The 15,983-nt window shown below is 66.7% G+C and carries 13 protein-coding genes (1 of these 13 cut by a window edge); 11 read left to right on the top strand and 2 right to left on the bottom strand.

Annotation, left to right across the window (positions count from 1 at the left end):
• Nucleotides 1-17: 17 nt before the first annotated feature.
• Complete coding sequence (locus tag AAN986_RS28040) at nucleotides 18-749, top strand: MotA/TolQ/ExbB proton channel family protein (protein WP_016447210.1); 732 nt, start codon at nucleotides 18-20, stop codon at nucleotides 747-749.
• Nucleotides 750-773: 24 nt separating this feature from the next.
• Complete coding sequence (locus AAN986_RS28035; protein ID WP_016447209.1) at nucleotides 774-1,253, top strand: biopolymer transporter ExbD; 480 nt, start codon at nucleotides 774-776, stop codon at nucleotides 1,251-1,253.
• Between the two features lie 51 nt (nucleotides 1,254-1,304).
• Here the strand turns inward: AAN986_RS28035 and AAN986_RS28030 are convergent, their stop codons facing one another.
• Nucleotides 1,305-2,519 (bottom strand): mechanosensitive ion channel domain-containing protein, encoded by a 1,215-nt coding sequence (locus AAN986_RS28030; RefSeq protein WP_016447208.1) that lies wholly within the window; start codon nucleotides 2,517-2,519, stop codon nucleotides 1,305-1,307.
• Nucleotides 2,520-2,870: 351 nt separating this feature from the next.
• Here AAN986_RS28030 and leuS point away from each other — a divergent pair, with 351 nt between their 5' ends.
• From leuS to holA, 3 genes are all read left to right on the top strand, one after another.
• Entirely contained in the window at nucleotides 2,871-5,606 is a 2,736-nt protein-coding gene (gene leuS, locus AAN986_RS28025; RefSeq protein ID WP_016447207.1) for a leucine--tRNA ligase, read from the top strand.
• Nucleotides 5,607-5,763: 157 nt separating this feature from the next.
• A complete protein-coding gene (gene lptE, locus AAN986_RS28020; RefSeq protein WP_016447206.1) occupies nucleotides 5,764-6,270 on the top strand; it encodes an LPS assembly lipoprotein LptE in 507 nt (168 codons plus the stop codon).
• Nucleotides 6,271-6,275: 5 nt separating this feature from the next.
• On the top strand, nucleotides 6,276-7,328 hold the full coding sequence (holA, locus tag AAN986_RS28015; protein WP_016447205.1) for a DNA polymerase III subunit delta: 1,053 nt from the start codon (nucleotides 6,276-6,278) through the stop codon (nucleotides 7,326-7,328).
• 10 nt (nucleotides 7,329-7,338) lie between these two features.
• Here holA and AAN986_RS28010 read toward each other — a convergent pair whose 3' ends face one another.
• On the bottom strand, nucleotides 7,339-7,641 hold the full coding sequence (locus AAN986_RS28010; RefSeq protein WP_016454224.1) for a hypothetical protein: 303 nt from the start codon (nucleotides 7,639-7,641) through the stop codon (nucleotides 7,339-7,341).
• Between the two features lie 189 nt (nucleotides 7,642-7,830).
• On the opposite strand from AAN986_RS28010, the gene AAN986_RS28005 reads away from it, so the two are divergent.
• The 6 genes from AAN986_RS28005 to AAN986_RS27980 all read left to right on the top strand — a co-directional run.
• Nucleotides 7,831-9,111 (top strand): glutamate-5-semialdehyde dehydrogenase, encoded by a 1,281-nt coding sequence (locus AAN986_RS28005; RefSeq protein ID WP_016454225.1) that lies wholly within the window; start codon nucleotides 7,831-7,833, stop codon nucleotides 9,109-9,111.
• Nucleotides 9,112-9,170: 59 nt separating this feature from the next.
• The gene (gene trkA, locus AAN986_RS28000) at nucleotides 9,171-10,628 is read left to right on the top strand and encodes a Trk system potassium transporter TrkA (protein WP_016447202.1); all 1,458 of its coding nucleotides are present in this window, start codon (nucleotides 9,171-9,173) and stop codon (nucleotides 10,626-10,628) included.
• A 9-nt stretch (nucleotides 10,629-10,637) separates the two neighbouring features.
• Complete coding sequence (locus AAN986_RS27995) at nucleotides 10,638-12,104, top strand: potassium transporter TrkG (protein ID WP_016447201.1); 1,467 nt, start codon at nucleotides 10,638-10,640, stop codon at nucleotides 12,102-12,104.
• Nucleotides 12,105-12,185: 81 nt separating this feature from the next.
• Nucleotides 12,186-13,481 carry a glutamate--cysteine ligase gene (gene gshA, locus AAN986_RS27990; protein WP_012207794.1) on the top strand — a complete coding sequence of 432 codons (1,296 nt, stop codon included), beginning with the start codon at nucleotides 12,186-12,188 and terminating at the stop codon, nucleotides 13,479-13,481.
• A gap of 97 nt (nucleotides 13,482-13,578) precedes the next feature.
• Nucleotides 13,579-15,447, top strand: a complete 1,869-nt coding sequence (locus tag AAN986_RS27985; RefSeq protein WP_026062036.1) for a potassium transporter Kup — start codon at nucleotides 13,579-13,581, stop codon at nucleotides 15,445-15,447.
• A 50-nt stretch (nucleotides 15,448-15,497) separates the two neighbouring features.
• On the top strand, nucleotides 15,498-15,983 hold the start of the coding sequence (locus tag AAN986_RS27980) for a benzoate/H(+) symporter BenE family transporter (RefSeq protein ID WP_016454228.1). It continues 696 nt past the right edge of the window; only the first 486 of its 1,182 coding nucleotides appear in the window; its start codon is at nucleotides 15,498-15,500; the stop codon falls past the right edge of the window.

The following is a 15,983-nucleotide window of genomic DNA, read 5'->3' as shown; positions in this document are numbered from 1 at the left end:
ACGGGCAAGGTAAGACCATGAGCGGTCCACTCTGGCTCTGGTGGCAGCAAGGCGATGCCGTCGCGCGCGGCACGGCGCTGCTGCTGCTGGCGCTGTCGGTGGCCAGCTGGGTGGTCATCGTCTGGAAGGTCTGGTTCATGGCCGCCAGCCGGCGCCGCGTTCCCCAGGCCATTGCGGCCTTCTGGAGCGCGCCGGACCTGGCCTCGGGCCAGGCCCGCATGGGCGAGGGGGATCGCCAGCAACTGGTGGCACCCATGGCCGAGGCCGTGACACAGGCGCTGGCACCCATGGGCAGCGGCCTGGCGCTTGCGGGACGCGCGGCGCATTCCGTCCGCCTGACGCGGGGGCTTCGCCAGGCGCTGCAATCGGCCAGCCACCAGCTGCAATGGGGCCAGACCCTGTTGGCCACGGTGGGCGCCACGGCGCCCTTTGTCGGCCTGCTGGGCACCGTCTGGGGCATTCACCACGCGCTGGCCACGCTGGCGGGCAGCGGGCAGATCGGCATCGAACAACTGGCCGGCCCGGTGGGCGAGGCCCTGGTGATGACGGCGGCCGGACTGGCCGTGGCCCTGCCGGCCGTGCTGGCCTACAACCTGCTGGGCCGGGCTGCGGCCCAGATGGAGGCCTTGCTGGAAGGCTTTGCCCATGACCTGCAGGCCATGTTCGGCACCCAGCCGGCGGAGCAGGCGCCGCACGATGACGGCATGGCCGTCGCCGGCCTGCCGGCCGGCCCCATGGAAGCGCCCTGACGGGGCGGCTCGCCAGGAGCGCACATGGCCTTTGGACGACTGAGCGGCAAGGAAAGCTCCTCCCAGCCCATGCACGCCATCAACGTCACCCCGCTGGTGGATGTGATGCTGGTGCTCGTCGTTATCTTCATCCTCGCGGCACCCATGCTGGCCGCCTCGCTGCGCGTGCAATTGCCCCAGGCCCAGGGCACCCAGCCCATGGCCGCCGCGGGCGAGGACGATGCGCTGCTGCTGGAGGTCGATGCGAAGGGCGCGCTCTGGATGCAGGGCCAGCCCGCCACGGCGGATGCGCTGCGTGAGCGTCTCGCTCAGCTCGGCGCGCGCAACCCCCAGGCAGAACTGCAACTGCGTGCCGACCAGGCCGTGCCCTATGGCCGCGTGGCCGAACTCATGGGCTGGGCCCACGCGGCAGGGCTGACGCGCATAGGCTTCGTGGCTGAGCCGGCGCGAAACCAGGATGGAAAACCCGCAGCCGTCCTGGGTCCCACCGGCGCCGGGCGCTGAAGCGATCAGGCGCTCAAGCGCTCAAGCGCCGCCGGGCCTGCGCCCGCGAACCTAGTCCTGTCCTTCGGGCCAGCGCTCGTTGCCCGCCAGCCGCAGATGCTGGCCATGGTCCGAGGAGCGCTGGTACAGACTGAGCCCGAACAGCGGCAGCATGCCGATCAGGTGATCGAAGATCGCGCCCTGTATGGCCTCGTACTCCACCCAGACCGTGGTGCTGGTGTAGCAAAACAGCTCCAGCGGCACCCCCATGGGAGAAGGCTCCATGGTGCGCACCAGCAGGAACATGTTCGGCGTCTTGTGGATGTGCGGATGGCGCAGCAGGTAGGCGTATGCATAGGCCTTGAACGCGGCCAGATTGCTCAGATGCTGCGCTGCCATCTCGCTGCCCGCCGGCGCATCGGCCATGCGCAGGCCGCCATCACTGCTCCAATAGTCCTTGAGGGGCTCAAGCAATGACAATTTCTGCCGCTGCTCTGCCGTCAGCAGGCGGATGGTGTGGGCGTCTATGTGCAGCGAGCGGCGGATGCGGCGCCCGCCCGACTCGAACATGCCGCGCCAGTTCTTGTAGCTGTCGCTCATCAGCCGCCAGGTCGGAATGGTGGTGATGGTCTTGTCCCAGTTCTGCACCTTGACCGTGTGCAGCGCGATGTCGATCACGAAGCCGTCGGCGCCGACCTGGGGCATCTCGATCCAGTCGCCCACGCGCAGCATGTCGTTGGAGCCCAGCTGCACGCCGGCCACGAAGGACATGATGGTGTCCTTGAAGATCAGCATCAGCACGGCCGAGGCCGCGCCCAGGCCGGACAGCAGCAGCAGCGGCGAGCGGTCCACCAGGGTGGCGACGATGAGCACGATGGCGATCAGGAACACCAGCAGCTTGCCCAGCTGCACATAGCTCTTGATCGAGTGCGCCTGCGTGGCCTTGCGCTCTTCCTTGAGGTCGTGCGCCTCGTTCATGGCATTGAGCAGGGCGCTGATCACGCGGGCCACGTGGTAGATTGTGCAGGCGATGGCCAGGTTCAGGATCAGGGTGGCCCACTGCGGCTGCAGCTGCGGTATGGCCTGCACGCCGGACTGCATGACCAGCGAAGGCACGGCCTTGGCCAGCCGCTGCAGCACGCTGTCGTGCAGCAGCACCTGGGCCCACTCCATCTCCACCAGCGTGCTGCGCATGCGTGGCAGCACGCGCAACAGCAGCCATTGCACGACAAAACCCGCGGAGCGGGCCAGCAGCACCAGCGCGCACAGCGCAGCCAGGGCCTGCATGACGGGATCCCAGCCGGAAATCAAAGACCAGTTCAGCAAGAGAAAACTCCAGGGCGCGGAAAAACCTGCCGCGCGATGGCGGCATGCCCGGGATGTCCGTATCCGTTCCTGCGCAAGTCCGGGCTGGCGATGGCGGAACGTCTGCGGCGCACTGCCACAGAGGGTGCCAAGCATACGCAGCGCGGCTTTTCCCCGCGCGGCGGCCGGGCAACCGGGTGCCGATGGCGCAGTACCGTCTGCGGGCTTGTGGGCTGCTTGCGGCACCGGCGGGCCGGGGCCCTAAAATCGTCGGTTGATTCCGGCCATCCGGCTCGTCCGGCCACCTTGTCCGGCCCTTGGGGCCGCAGCACCATGCAAGAGAAATACAACCACATCGACGTTGAGCGCGCAGCGCAAGACCACTGGTCCGCCCGCGACGCCTACCGCGTGACCGAAGACCAGGCCAAGCCCAAGTTCTACGCCTGCTCCATGCTGCCCTACCCCAGCGGCAAGCTGCACATGGGCCATGTGCGCAACTACACCATCAACGACATGCTGGCGCGCCAGCTGCGCATGAAGGGCTACAACGTCCTCATGCCCATGGGCTGGGATGCCTTCGGCCTGCCGGCCGAGAACGCGGCGCTCAAGAACAAGGTGCCGCCTGCGCAGTGGACCTACGACAACATCGCCTACATGAAAAAGCAGATGCAGGCGATGGGTCTGGCCATCGACTGGAGCCGCGAAGTGGCCACCTGCGATCCCGACTACTACAAGTGGAACCAGTGGCTGTTCCTGCAGATGCTGGAAAAGGGCATTGCCTACCGCAAGACCCAGATCGTGAACTGGGACCCGGTGGACCAGACCGTGCTGGCCAACGAGCAGGTCATCGACGGCCGCGGCTGGCGCACGGGCGCGCCGGTCGAAAAGCGCGAAATCCCCGGCTACTACCTGAAGATCACCGACTACGCCCAGGAGCTGCTGGACCATGTCCAGGTGGGCGGCGACAAGGCCACGCTGACCGGCTGGCCTGAAAAAGTGCGCCTGATGCAGGAAAACTGGATCGGCAAGAGCGCGGGCGTGCGCTTCGCCTTCACCCACGACATCCGTGGCGCCGACGGCCAGCCCATCCAGGACGGGCGCCTGTATGTGTTCACCACGCGCGCCGACACCATCATGGGCGTGACCTTCTGCGCCGTGGCGCCCGAGCACCCGCTGGCCCAGCATGCCGCGGCATCGCAGCCCAAGCTCGCGGCCTTCATCGAAGAATGCAAGAAGGGCGGCACCACCGAGGCCGAACTCGCGCTCAAGGAAAAGGAAGGCCTGCCCACGGGCCTGTTCGTCACCCATCCGCTGACGGGTGCCCAGGTCGAGGTCTGGGTCGGCAACTACGTGCTCATGAGCTACGGCGACGGCGCCGTCATGGGCGTGCCCGCGCATGACGAGCGCGACTTCGCCTTTGCGAAGAAGTACGGCATCGCCATCCGCCAGGTCATCGCGGTCGAGGGCGAGACCTTCAGCACCGAGGCATGGGCCGACTGGTACGGCGACAAGCAGCGCGCTGTCTGCTTCGAATCCGGCGAACTCGACGGCCTGCCCCATGGGGCTGCCGTGGACAAGGTGGCCGAACTGCTGGCCGCCAAGGGCCTTGGCGAGAAGAAAACCACCTGGCGCCTGCGCGACTGGGGCGTGAGCCGCCAGCGCTACTGGGGCACGCCGATTCCCATCATCCACTGCGAGGACTGCGGCGCCCAGCCCGTGCCTGCCAAGGACCTGCCCGTGGTCCTGCCCCAGGACCTGGTGCCCGATGGCTCGGGCAACCCCCTGGTCAAGAGCGAAGCCTTCCACGCCGGCGTGGTCTGCCCCTGCTGCGGCAAGAGCGCGCGCCGCGAGACCGACACCATGGACACCTTTGTGGACTCGTCCTGGTACTTCATGCGCTATTGCGACGCCAGGAACAGCGAGCAGATGGTGGGCAAGGGCACGGACTACTGGATGCGGGACCAGCATGCCGCCACCGGCGGCAGCGGCATGGACCAGTACATCGGCGGCATCGAGCACGCCATCCTGCACCTGCTGTACGCGCGCTTCTGGACCAAGGTCATGCGCGACCTGGGCCTGGTCAAGGTCGATGAGCCCTTCACCAAGCTGCTGACCCAGGGCATGGTGCTCAACCACATCTACAGCCGCCGCACGGCCAAGGGTGCCAAGGAGTACTTCTGGCCCAAGGATGTCGAGCATGTGTTCGACGAGACCGGCAAGATCGTGGGCGCCAGGCTCAAGGCCGAGGTGGACAGCGCCGACGGCCTGCTGCCCGTGGGCACGGACATCGACTACGAGGGCGTGGGCACCATGTCCAAGTCCAAGAACAACGGCATCGATCCGCAGGAGCTGATCGAGAAGTACGGCGCCGACACCGCGCGCCTGTACACCATGTTCACCGCGCCGCCCGAGCTGACGCTGGAGTGGAACGATGCCGCCGTCGAAGGCAGCTACCGCTTCCTGCGCCGCGTCTACAACTTCGGCGCCAAACTGTCGCAGATGGACATGGCCGGCGCCGTGCAGAGCGTGGCCGGCGCCAAGTCGCTGGACGACGTGGCATTCGGCAAGGCCGCCAAGGCCCTGCGCCTGGAGATCCACACCGTGCTCAAGCAGGTGGAGTACGACTACCAGCGCATGCAGTACAACACCGTGGTCTCGGGCGCCATGAAGATGATCAACGCGCTGGAGGACTTCAAGTCCCACGACGACGCGGGCGCCCAGGTGGCGCTGATCGAAGGCTTCGGCATCCTGCTGCGCGTGCTCTACCCGGCAACGCCCCACCTGGCCCATGTGCTGTGGAGCGAACTGGGCTACGCCGCCCACCTGGGCGATGTGCTGGACGCGCCCTGGCCCCAGGTCGATCCCCTGGCCCTGGTGCAGGACGAGATCTCTCTGGTGCTGCAGGTCAATGGCAAGCTGCGCGGGGCCATCCTCGTGTCCTCGACGGCCGACAAGGCCGAGATCGAGCGCATTGCCCTGGCCAACGAGGAATGCCAGAAGTTCACCAATGGCGCGGCGCCCAAGAAGGTGATCGTGGTGCCGGGCCGCCTGGTCAACGTCGTGGTCTAGGCCATGGCATGCCCCCTGAGGCGCTGCGCGCCTTCCCCCTCTCGCTTCGCGGGGGGGACGACACCCTCGCTGCGGGGCGGCCCTTGCTCGGTGTCCCTCGCTTTGGGCGCGACCGTTGCAAGGGCTGTGAGTGGCGCAAGCGCCTTGGAGAACTGATATGCAAAAACGTACCCTGCTCACCGCCCTGGCCCTGGCTCCGCTGCTGGGGGCCTGCGGCTTTCGCCTGCGGGGGGTGCCGACCTTCGTGTTCCGCTCGCTCTACATCCAGGCGGGCCGGGGCTCTCCGGTGGCGCGGGAGCTGTCTCGCAACCTGGCCAGTGCCAGCGACAAGCTGACCGTGCTGCGCGATCCGGCATCGCCCGACGATGCGGATGCGATCTTCCAGATCATCAGCGAGCGGCAGGAGCGGGTCATCGTCGGCATGAACGCGCTGGGCCAGGTGCGCGAGCTGCAGCTGCGCCTGCGCGTGCGCTTCAAGCTGCGCACGCCCAATGGAGACGAGCCGATCCCCGAGACCGAGATCCTGCAGCAGCGCGACGTGACGTACAACGAAACCAATGCGCTGTCCAAGGAGGCCGAGGAGGCCATGCTCTACAAGGACATGCGTACCGACATCGTCCAGCAGTTGCTGCGCCGCCTGTCGGCCGTCAAGAGCCTGACCTGAGCCCCATGCAGCTTGCCCTGAACCAGCTCGGCGGCCATCTGGCCAAGGGATTGCGCTCGCTCTACGTGCTGCACGGCGACGAGCCGCTGCAGCAGCAGGAGGCTGCCGACGCCATCCGTGCCGCCGCGCGCGCCGCGGGCTACACCGAGCGCAGCAGCTACACCGTGGCCGGCGCCCATTTCGACTGGAGCGCCGTGCTGGCGGCCGGTGGCTCGCTGTCGCTGTTTGCCGATCGGCAGATCATCGAGATCCGCATTCCCTCGGGCAAGCCCGGCAAGGACGGCGGCGCCGCGCTGCAGCAGATCGCCGAGGCGGCGCGCGGCAATGACAGCACGCTCACCCTGGTCATGCTGCCGCGCCTGGACAAGGCCACCAGGACCGGCGCCTGGTTCAGCGCGCTGGAAGCCCAGGGCATGACGCTGCAGATCGATCCCATAGAGCGCGGCCAGCTGCCGGCCTGGATTGCCCAGCGCCTGGCAGCCCAGGGCCAGCGCGTGGCACCCGGCGAGGAAGGCCAGCGCACGCTGCAGTTCTTTGCCGACCGGGTCGAGGGCAACCTGCTGGCCGCACACCAGGAGATCCAGAAACTGGCCCTGCTGCACCCCGCCGGCGAGCTGAGCCAGGCGCAGGTGGAGCAGGCAGTGCTCAATGTGGCGCGCTACGACGTGTTCAAGCTGTCCGAGGCCGTGCTGTCCGGCCAGTTGGCGCGCGTCTCGCGCATGCTCGACGGCCTGCAGGCCGAGGGCACGGCCGAGGTGCTGGTGCATTGGACCCTGGCCGAGGACATCCGCTCCATCTGCCGCGTCAAGGACGCCATGGCCGCAGGTCAGCCCCTGCCCATGGCCCTGCGCGCCCAGCGCGTCTGGGGCGTCAAGGAGCGTTTGTTCGAGCGCCTGCTGCCGCGCATCACCGACGCCCAGGCCGCGCGCCTGCTGCAATCGGCCCACGCGGTGGACGGCATCGTCAAGGGCCTGGCCTTCGAGGGCTGGCCCCGCGACGGCTGGCAGGCCCTGCGCCGCCTGGCCATGGACTTGGCCCAGGCCGGCGCCAAGGGCTGACGTACCGTTCCTAGCGCGTCTTTTCCAGCTGCGCCTGGGCCTTGGTGGCCCAGGTCTCGAGGTTGTCCAGCAGGTCCTTCTGGCTGAAGGAGCAGCTTTCCTCGCTGAACAGCGCGCTGGACTCCAATCGGTCCAGCAGATTGAGCAGCACTTCGCCGTAGCGCGGCGGCAGGGCCTGCAGCAACTCCGAGGAAGCCCTGGCCTGCTGCCCGAGCACGGCGGCCGGCAGCTGCTGCTGTGCCAGTTGGGCGAAGCCCGCGCGCAACTGTGCGAGCTGCTGGGCGGCGAGAAGAGTGTCGTGGCTGGTGGACATGGCGGGAAAACCTCTGCGTACTGGGCAGCAGTGTAGGGTGGCCGCGACATCCTGCCGGCCGCCGGAACGCGGGGTTTGCCCTCTAGTGGCCCTGCGAGGACGCATCCCAGCCGCATCCCAGCCGCATGTTGGCGCGGGGCATGCCCGCTCTCGGTGCGCAAATGGGCGCAACTCGGCGAGAATCTCGGAATGAACGCGCTCAATATCGTCGAATACACCCACAACCTGGGCGTTCAGGCCAAAGTGGCCTCCGCCCAGATGGCCCGAGCCTCGGCTGCCGTCAAAAGCCGCGCCCTGCTGGCGCTGGCGCGCCTGCTGCGGGAGAACGTGGAGCCGTTGCAGACCGACAACGCCCGTGACCTCGACCGCGCCGTGGCCAACGGCCTGTCCGCTCCCATGGTGGACCGCCTGCGCCTGACGCCCAAGGTGCTGGAAACCTGTGCCCAGGGATGTGAGCAGCTGGCCTCCATGGCCGATGTGATCGGCGAGATCATCGGCATGAAGCAAATGCCCAGCGGCATCCGCGTAGGCCAGATGCGTGTGCCGATCGGCGTGTTCGGCATGATCTACGAAAGCCGCCCCAACGTGACCATCGAGGCGGCCAGCCTCAGCATCAAGAGCGGCAACGCCTGCATCCTGCGCGGCGGCTCCGAGGCCATCGACTCCAACAAGGCGCTGGCTGCCCTCGTCGCCAGGGCGCTGGCCGAAGCCGGCCTGCCCGAGCACGGCGTGCAACTGGTGCAGACCACGGACCGCGAGGCCGTGGGCCAGCTCATCGCCATGCCCGACTACGTGGACGTCATCATCCCGCGCGGCGGCAAGGGCCTGATCGAGCGCATCAGCCGCGAGGCCAAGGTGCCCGTCATCAAGCACCTGGACGGCAATTGCCACACCTATGTCGATGATCCCTGCGACATCGCCATGGCCGTCAAGGTGGCCGACAACGCCAAGACCAACAAGTACAGCCCCTGCAATGCCAGTGAAAGCCTGCTGGTGGCGCGCGGCGTGGCCGCCGAATTCCTGCCGAAGATCGGCGCCATCTACGCCGCCAAGGGCGTGGAGATGCGCGGCTGCCCCGAATCGCTGGCCATCCTGAAGTCTGTGGCCGGCGCTCAACTGGCCGAGGCCACCGAGCAGGACTGGAGCGAGGAATACCTGGCGCCCATCATCAGCGTCAAGATCGTGTCCGGCGTGGACGAGGCCATCGCCCACATCAACCGCTACTCCAGCCACCACACGGACGCCATCCTGACGCGCGACCATATGCACGCCCAGCGCTTTCTGCGCGAAGTGGACTCGGCCAGCGTCATGGTCAATGCCAGCACGCGCTTTGCCGATGGCTTCGAGTACGGCCTGGGCGCGGAAATCGGCATCAGCACCGACAAGTTCCATGCGCGCGGTCCTGTGGGCATCGAAGGTCTGACCTCGCTCAAATACGTGGTGCTGGGTGAAGGCGAAGTCCGCACCTGACCGAGCCGTGCTGCGCGCCGGAATGCCCCGCGCCGGCACCGCAGCACTGCAATGAATCCATGAAAATCATCATTCTTGGCGCCGGCCGTGTGGGCTACAGCGTGGCAGAAAGCCTGGTGTCCGAACGCAACGACATCACGGTGATCGACACCGACGCACGGCGCCTGCGCGAGCTGGAGTCGCGCTTCGACCTGCGTGGCGTCGTGGGCAGCGGCATCGATCCCCATGTGCTGGCCGAGGCCGGTGCCAAGGACACGGACCTGCTGATCGCCTGCGCCGCGCTCGACGAAACCAACCTTGTGTGCTGCAAGCTGGCCCAGGTCCTGTTCGAGATTCCCACACGCATCGCGCGCGTGCGCTCCTCGGGCTTTGGCGAGGACGAGGCGCTGCTGGGCAAGGAAGGCTTTGGCGTCGACCGCATCATCTGCCCCGAGGAATCGCTGACCAACTACATCAGCAAGCTCATCGAGTTTCCCGAAGCCATGCAGGTGCGTGCCTTCGCGGGCGGGCGGGCCGCACTGGCCTCGGTGCGCGCGCGCGACGGCGCCCCCGCCGTCGGCAAGCGCATCGGCGAGCTGCGCGACTGCATGCCCGAGCTGGCCATGCGCATCGTGGCCATCTACCGGCGTTTCCTGGACGAGCCCGACCGCTTCGTCCGCTGCGACGGCAACACGCGCATCGAGCCCGGCGACGAGGTCTTCATCCTGGCCGCGCGCGAGCATGTGGCCGAGGTGCTGCGTGCCATCCACCAGCCTGCCGGCCGGCCTTCGCGCCCGGTCTACCGCATCATGGTCGCCGGCGGTGACCAGGTCAGCCAGCGCCTGGCGCTGCAGCTGTCGCGCGTGCCGGGCCGCTTCCACATCAAGATCATCGAGCCCGACGAGCAGCGCTGCCAGGACCTGGCCTCGCTGCTGCCGGCCGAGGTGCTGGTGCTGCACGGCGATGCCACCGACGAGGACCTGCTGGCCGATGAAAGCGTGGAGGACGTGGACCTGTTCCTGGCCCTGACCGACGACGATGAGAACAACATCATGGCCAGCCTGCTGGGCAAACGCATGGGCGCGCGGCGCGTGCTGTCGCTGATCACGCGGCGTGCCTACGCCGACCTGATGCACGGCACGCAGATCGACATTGCGCTGTCGCCGGCCCAGGCCATGCTTGGCGAACTGCTGGCCTATGTGCGCCGCGGCGACGTGCAGGCCGTGCACAGCCTGCGCCGGGGCGTGGCCGAGGCGCTGGAGATCGTGGCGCGCGGCGACCGCAAAAGCTCGCGCGTGGTCGGCCGCAAGGTCGAGGACCTGCGCGTGCCCGAGGATGCCCACATCGGCCTCATCGTGCGCGGCATACCCGAAGGCGTGCCGGCCGACGAAATCGCGGCCGGTGCCGAGCCCGAGGTCATCATCCCGCGCAGCACCACCGTGATCGAGAGCGGCGACCACGTGATCTTCTTCCTGCCCCACAAGCGGCTGGTACGGGACGTGGAGAACCTGTTTCGCGTCAGCGCCACCTTCTTCTGAGCCGACACCATGCGCGACCTGTTACCCGTCCTGCGCGTGCTTGGCATGCTCATGGTCATGTTTGCGCTGTCCATGCTGCTGCCCTTTGCAGTGTCCTGGTTCACCGACGACGGCATCTGGCGCATCTACCCCTGGGCCATCGGCATCACGGCGGCGGCGGGGCTGTCGCTGTGGATAGGCCTGGACCACTTCCGGCGCGAGCTGCAGCCGCGCCACGGCGTCATCCTCGTCACCCTGGTCTGGGTGGTTTTGCCGCTGTGCGCCATGCTGCCCCTGGTGCTGGGCATGGGCCATGTGGGGCTGAGCATCAGCTTCACCCATGCCTATTTCGAGGCCGTCTCGGGCCTGACGACCACCGGCGCCACCGTGCTCACGGGGCTGGATGCGCTGCCCGTGTCCATCAATGTCTGGCGCACCTTCCTGCAATGGTTGGGCGGCATGGGCATCCTGATCCTGGCCGTGGCCATCCTGCCCCTGCTGGGCGTGGGGGGCGCCCAGCTGTTCCGTGCCGAAGCCGCTGGTCCCATCAAGGACACCAAGCTGACGCCGCGCGTGACCGAGACCGCCAAGGGCCTGTGGGGCGTGTACGGCGTGTTCTCGCTGGCCTGTCTGCTGGCCTTCTGGGCGGCAGGCATGTCGCCGCTGGATGCGCTGATGCACATGTTCGCCACCGTCAGCCTCGGTGGCCTGTCCTCGCATGACACCAGCTTTGCGTATTTCGACTCGCCGTTGATCGAACTGACCGCCCTGGTCTTCATGCTGCTGGCCAGCTGCAACTTCGCGCTGTACTTCGTGGCCATGCGCAAGGGCCGCTGGGACGGCTTCTGGCGCGATCCGGAAATGCGCGCCACGCTGGCCGTGCTGCTGGGGGGCGGGCTGATCGTGGCGCTGCTGCTGTGGGCCAAGGGCGTGTACGGGCCCGTGGAGGCCCTGCGCTACGGTCTCTTCCATGTGGTCTCGGTGGCCACGACGACCGGCTTCACCACGGTGGACTACCTGACCTGGCCCGTCTTTGCGCCCGTGCTCATGCTGCTGATGTCGGGTGTGGCCACCAGTGCGGGCTCCACGGGCGGCGGCATCAAGATGGTGCGCATGCTCATCCTGCTCAAGCAGGCGCGGCGTGAACTCACGCGGCTCGCGCATCCGCGCGCCTTGCAGCCCGTGCGGCTGGGCACCGGCGTGGTGGACAACCGCATGATCTTCTCGGTGCTGGCCTTCATGCTGGTCTATGGCGCCACCGTGATCACACTCAGCATGGTGCTGCTGCTCACCGACCTGGACCCGGTGACCGCCTTCTCCGCCGTGCTGGCCAGCGTGCACTGCATGGGGCCGGGCCTGGGCGCGGTGGGCCCGTCCTCCAACTATGCTGTGCTCACCGAATTCCAGACCTGGGTCTGCACCCTGGCCATGCTGCTGGGACGCCTGGAAATCCTCAGCTTCATGGCCTTGCTTTCGCCGGCTTTCTGGCGCCGCTGACGCTGCAAAGACTGGGGAAAACACCTAGACCATGGTCCAATCTCTACAATTGCCCCCCACCGTCGTACCCAGAGGGTCTTTATGGTTCCACATCTCATCACGGCCCTGACCGGCCCGATCAACGAGCTTGAGCAGCGCATCCTCGACTCCATGCCGGCGATCGAGCGCTGGTTCCGGCTCGAATGGATGGAACACACGCCGCCTTTCTATTGCTCGGTGGACATCCGCAACGCCGGTTTCAAGCTCGCACCCGTGGACACCAACCTCTTTCCCGGGGGCTGGAACAACCTGACCGACGAAATGCTGCCGCTGGCCGTACAGGCGGCCATGGCGGCGATCGAGAAGATCTGCCCCGAAGCGCGCAATCTGCTCATCATTCCCGAGAACCACACGCGCAACACGCACTACCTGGCCAACGTGGTGCAGCTCAAGCGCATCTTCAACATGGCCGGTCTGAACGTGCGCATCGGCTCCATCAGCCCCGATGTCAAGAAGACCACCACCGTCACCCTGCCGCATGGCGACACGGTGACGCTGGAGCCGGTGATCCGCAGCAAGCGCCGCATCGGTCTCAAGGATTTCGATCCCTGCACCATCTTGCTCAACAACGACCTGTCGTCCGGCGTCCCGGGCATCGTCGAGGAGCTGTACGAGCAATACCTGCTGCCGCCCCTGCATGCAGGCTGGAGCGTGCGCCGCAAGAGCCGCCATTTCCAGAGCTATGAGGAAGTGGCCAAGCGCTTCGGCAAGCTGCTGGGCATCGATCCCTGGCTGATCAACCCGCTGTTTGGCCGCAGCGAAGGCATCGACTTCGCCAATGGCGTGGGCATGGAAGGCCTGGCCGAGCAGGTCGATGTGCTGCTGGCCAAGGTGCGCCGCAAGTACAAGGAGTACGGCATCAAGGAAAAGCCGTTTGCCATCGTCAAGGCCGACAACGGCACCTATGGCATGGGCGTGATGACCGTGCGCGATGCCAAGGAGCTGGCCGAGCTGCCGCGCAAGAGCCGCAACAAGATGGGCATGATCAAGGACGGCCAGACCGTGCACGACGTGATCATCCAGGAAGGCGTGCTCACCCAGGAGCGCATGAACAACGCCGTGGCCGAGCCCGTGGTCTACATGATGGACCGCTACGTGGTCGGCGGCTTCTACCGCATGCATCCCGAACGCGATGTGGACGAAAACCTCAACGCGCCCGGAGCCGGCTTCGTGCCGCTGGCCTTCCAGCACAGCACCCAGCTGCCCCAGATCGGCGCGCGCCCGGGTGCCAGCATGCCCAACCGCTTCTACATGTATGGCGTGGTGGCCCGGGTCGCCATGCTGGCGGCCAGCTATGAGCTGGAGGCGACCAACCCCAACGCGGAAATCTACGACTGATCGGGGTGCTGTCCGATGCGCTCGTCATCAGGACAGCGGACAATGCCGGCATTTCAATTGACTGAAGCCATCTCCCCACGGGATGGCGCATAGACCTGTGCAGAAAACCAAATCTTCGTTGGCCGCGCTCACCCTGGGCGCCATCGGCGTGGTCTATGGCGATATCGGCACCAGCGTGCTGTATTCGGTCAAGGAGGTCTTCGGCTCCGGCCATGTGCCGTTCACCCAGGAGAACATCTACGGCGTCCTGTCGCTGCTGTTCTGGACCCTGACGGTCATCGTCTCGCTCAAGTACGTGGTCCTGGTGCTGCGTGCCGACAACAACGGCGAAGGCGGCCTGGTCGCCATGCTGGCCCTGGCCTCGCAGACCGTCAAGGACAAGCCCCGCCTGCGCAACGTGCTGCTGCTCATCGGCATCTTCGGCACTTCGCTGTTCTATGGTGATGGCGTGATCACGCCGGCCATCTCCGTGCTCTCGGCCGTCGAAGGCCTGGAAGTGGTCTCTCCGCACTTCACCAAGGCCGTGATCCCGCTCACCCTGGTGATCCTCTTCCTGCTTTTCTGGTTCCAGAAGCACGGCACGGCGGGGATCGGTCGGTTTTTCGGCCCCATCACCCTGGTCTGGTTTGCCACCATCGCAGCGCTGGGCGTGCACCAGATCGCGGGCCATCCCGAAATCCTGGCGGCCATCAGCCCGCACTTCGCGGTGCGCTTCATCTGGGACAACCCCGGCACCAGCTTCATCATCCTGGGCGCCGTCGTGCTGTGCGTGACCGGGGCGGAGGCGCTCTATGCCGACCTGGGCCACTTCGGCAAGAAGCCCATCCGCCTGGCCTGGTTCTCCGTGGCCATGCCTGCCCTCACGCTCAATTACTTCGGCCAGGGTGCGCTGCTGCTGGCCAACCCGGCCGCCGTCAAGAATCCCTTCTACATGATGGCCCCGGCCTGGGCGCTGCTGCCCCTGGTGCTGATGGCCACCATGGCCACGGTCATCGCTTCGCAGGCCCTGATCACGGGCGCCTTCAGCGTCACGCGCCAGGTCATACAGCTGGGCTATCTGCCGCGCCTGGAAGTGCGCCACACCAGCGTGCGCGAGACCGGCCAGATCTACATGCCCCTGGTCAACTGGAGCCTGTTCGTGGCGATTGCGCTGGCCGTGGTGCTGTTCCGCTCCAGCGGCAACCTGGCGGCCGCCTACGGCATTGCGGTCACGCTGGACATGCTGATCACCACCACGCTGACCTTCTTCGTGATCCGCTACCGCTGGAACTACCCGCTGGCCCTGTGCATCGCGGCCACCGGATTCTTTTTCCTGGTGGACCTGGCCTTCTTCTCGTCCAACCTGCTCAAGCTGTTCGACGGCGGCTGGTTCCCGCTGCTGATCGGCGGCACGGTGTTCTCGCTGATGATGACCTGGCGCAAGGGCCGCGAGCTGCTGCACGAAAAGCTGCAGGCCGATGCCATCGACCTCAAGAGCTTCCTCGAATCGGTCTGGCGCCATCCGCCGGCGCGCGTGACGGGCACGGCCGTCTTTCTTTCCGGCGAACCGGGCACCGTACCCAACGCCCTGCTGCACAACCTCAAGCACAACAAGGTGCTGCACAACCAGAACATCTTCGTCACGGTGCGCAACCATGAAATTCCCTGGGTGGGCCTGGACAAGCGCACCGAGATCGAGGCGCTGGGCAGCGACTGCTGGCAGGTCATCATCAACTACGGCTTCAAGAACGAACCGGACGTGCCGGCGGCACTGTCCCTGCTGCGTCCCCGGGGTTGCCAGCTCGACGCCATGGAGACCAGCTACTTCCTGTCGCGCGATGTCATCATCCCGCGCATCAGCCACCGCATGGCGCCCTGGCGCGAAAAGCTGTTTGCCCAGATGCACCGCAACGCCAGCCGTGTCTCCGACTTCCTGCACCTGCCCAGCAACTCCGTGGTGGAGCTGGGCTCCAAGATCGAGCTGTAGGCGTCGCCAGCGCATCGCACGGTCGGCGGCTGTGGTGACAGAATCGCGCGATGCGCTTTTTCCGTGACTTGAGTCCCTCTGCCTTCGCAGCCGGCTTCGTGGCCGTGCTCGTGGGCTTCACCAGCTCGGTGGCCCTGGTCTTTCAGGCCGCCCAGGCCTTCCATGCCACGCCCGAGCAGATCACGTCCTGGATCTGGGCGCTGGGACTGGGCATGGGCCTGTGCTCTCTGCTGCCCTCGCTGATACTGCGCATGCCGGTCATGGTCGCCTGGTCCACGCCAGGCGCAGCCGTCCTTGCCACGGCAGGGCTTGCCGGGGGCTTTTCCATGGGCGAGGCCGTTGGCGCCTTCATCATCAGCGCGGGGCTGATCATCCTAGTGGGAGCCACAGGCTGGTTCGAGCGCGTCATGAACCGCATCCCCATGGAAATCGCTGCCGCCCTCCTGGCGGGCGTACTGGCCAACTTCGGCATGCAGGCCTTTGCCGCCGCCAGGGATGCGCTGCCCCTGGTGCTGGTCATGCTGCTGACCTATCTG

Source organism: Delftia sp. DS1230, assembly GCF_040112715.1.
GTDB lineage: Bacteria > Pseudomonadota > Gammaproteobacteria > Burkholderiales > Burkholderiaceae_C > Comamonas > Comamonas tsuruhatensis.
The sequence above is the reverse complement of the archived record's forward strand: the minus strand, read 5'-3'. Positions and strand labels throughout refer to the sequence as shown.

Excerpts from the sequence above, each read along its gene's own strand:
- AAN986_RS28040 (WP_016447210.1), top strand. The coding sequence starts at position 18 with ATGAGCGGTCCACTCTGGCTCTGGTGGCAGCAAGGCGATGCCGTCGCG.
- AAN986_RS28035 (WP_016447209.1), top strand. The coding sequence starts at position 774 with ATGGCCTTTGGACGACTGAGCGGCAAGGAAAGCTCCTCCCAGCCCATG.
- AAN986_RS28030 (WP_016447208.1), bottom strand. The coding sequence starts at position 2,519 with ATGCAGGCCCTGGCTGCGCTGTGCGCGCTGGTGCTGCTGGCCCGCTCC.
- leuS (WP_016447207.1), top strand. The coding sequence starts at position 2,871 with ATGCAAGAGAAATACAACCACATCGACGTTGAGCGCGCAGCGCAAGAC.
- lptE (WP_016447206.1), top strand. The coding sequence starts at position 5,764 with ATGCAAAAACGTACCCTGCTCACCGCCCTGGCCCTGGCTCCGCTGCTG.
- holA (WP_016447205.1), top strand. The coding sequence starts at position 6,276 with ATGCAGCTTGCCCTGAACCAGCTCGGCGGCCATCTGGCCAAGGGATTG.
- AAN986_RS28010 (WP_016454224.1), bottom strand. The coding sequence starts at position 7,641 with ATGTCCACCAGCCACGACACTCTTCTCGCCGCCCAGCAGCTCGCACAG.
- AAN986_RS28005 (WP_016454225.1), top strand. The coding sequence starts at position 7,831 with ATGAACGCGCTCAATATCGTCGAATACACCCACAACCTGGGCGTTCAG.
- trkA (WP_016447202.1), top strand. The coding sequence starts at position 9,171 with ATGAAAATCATCATTCTTGGCGCCGGCCGTGTGGGCTACAGCGTGGCA.
- AAN986_RS27995 (WP_016447201.1), top strand. The coding sequence starts at position 10,638 with ATGCGCGACCTGTTACCCGTCCTGCGCGTGCTTGGCATGCTCATGGTC.
- gshA (WP_012207794.1), top strand. The coding sequence starts at position 12,186 with ATGGTTCCACATCTCATCACGGCCCTGACCGGCCCGATCAACGAGCTT.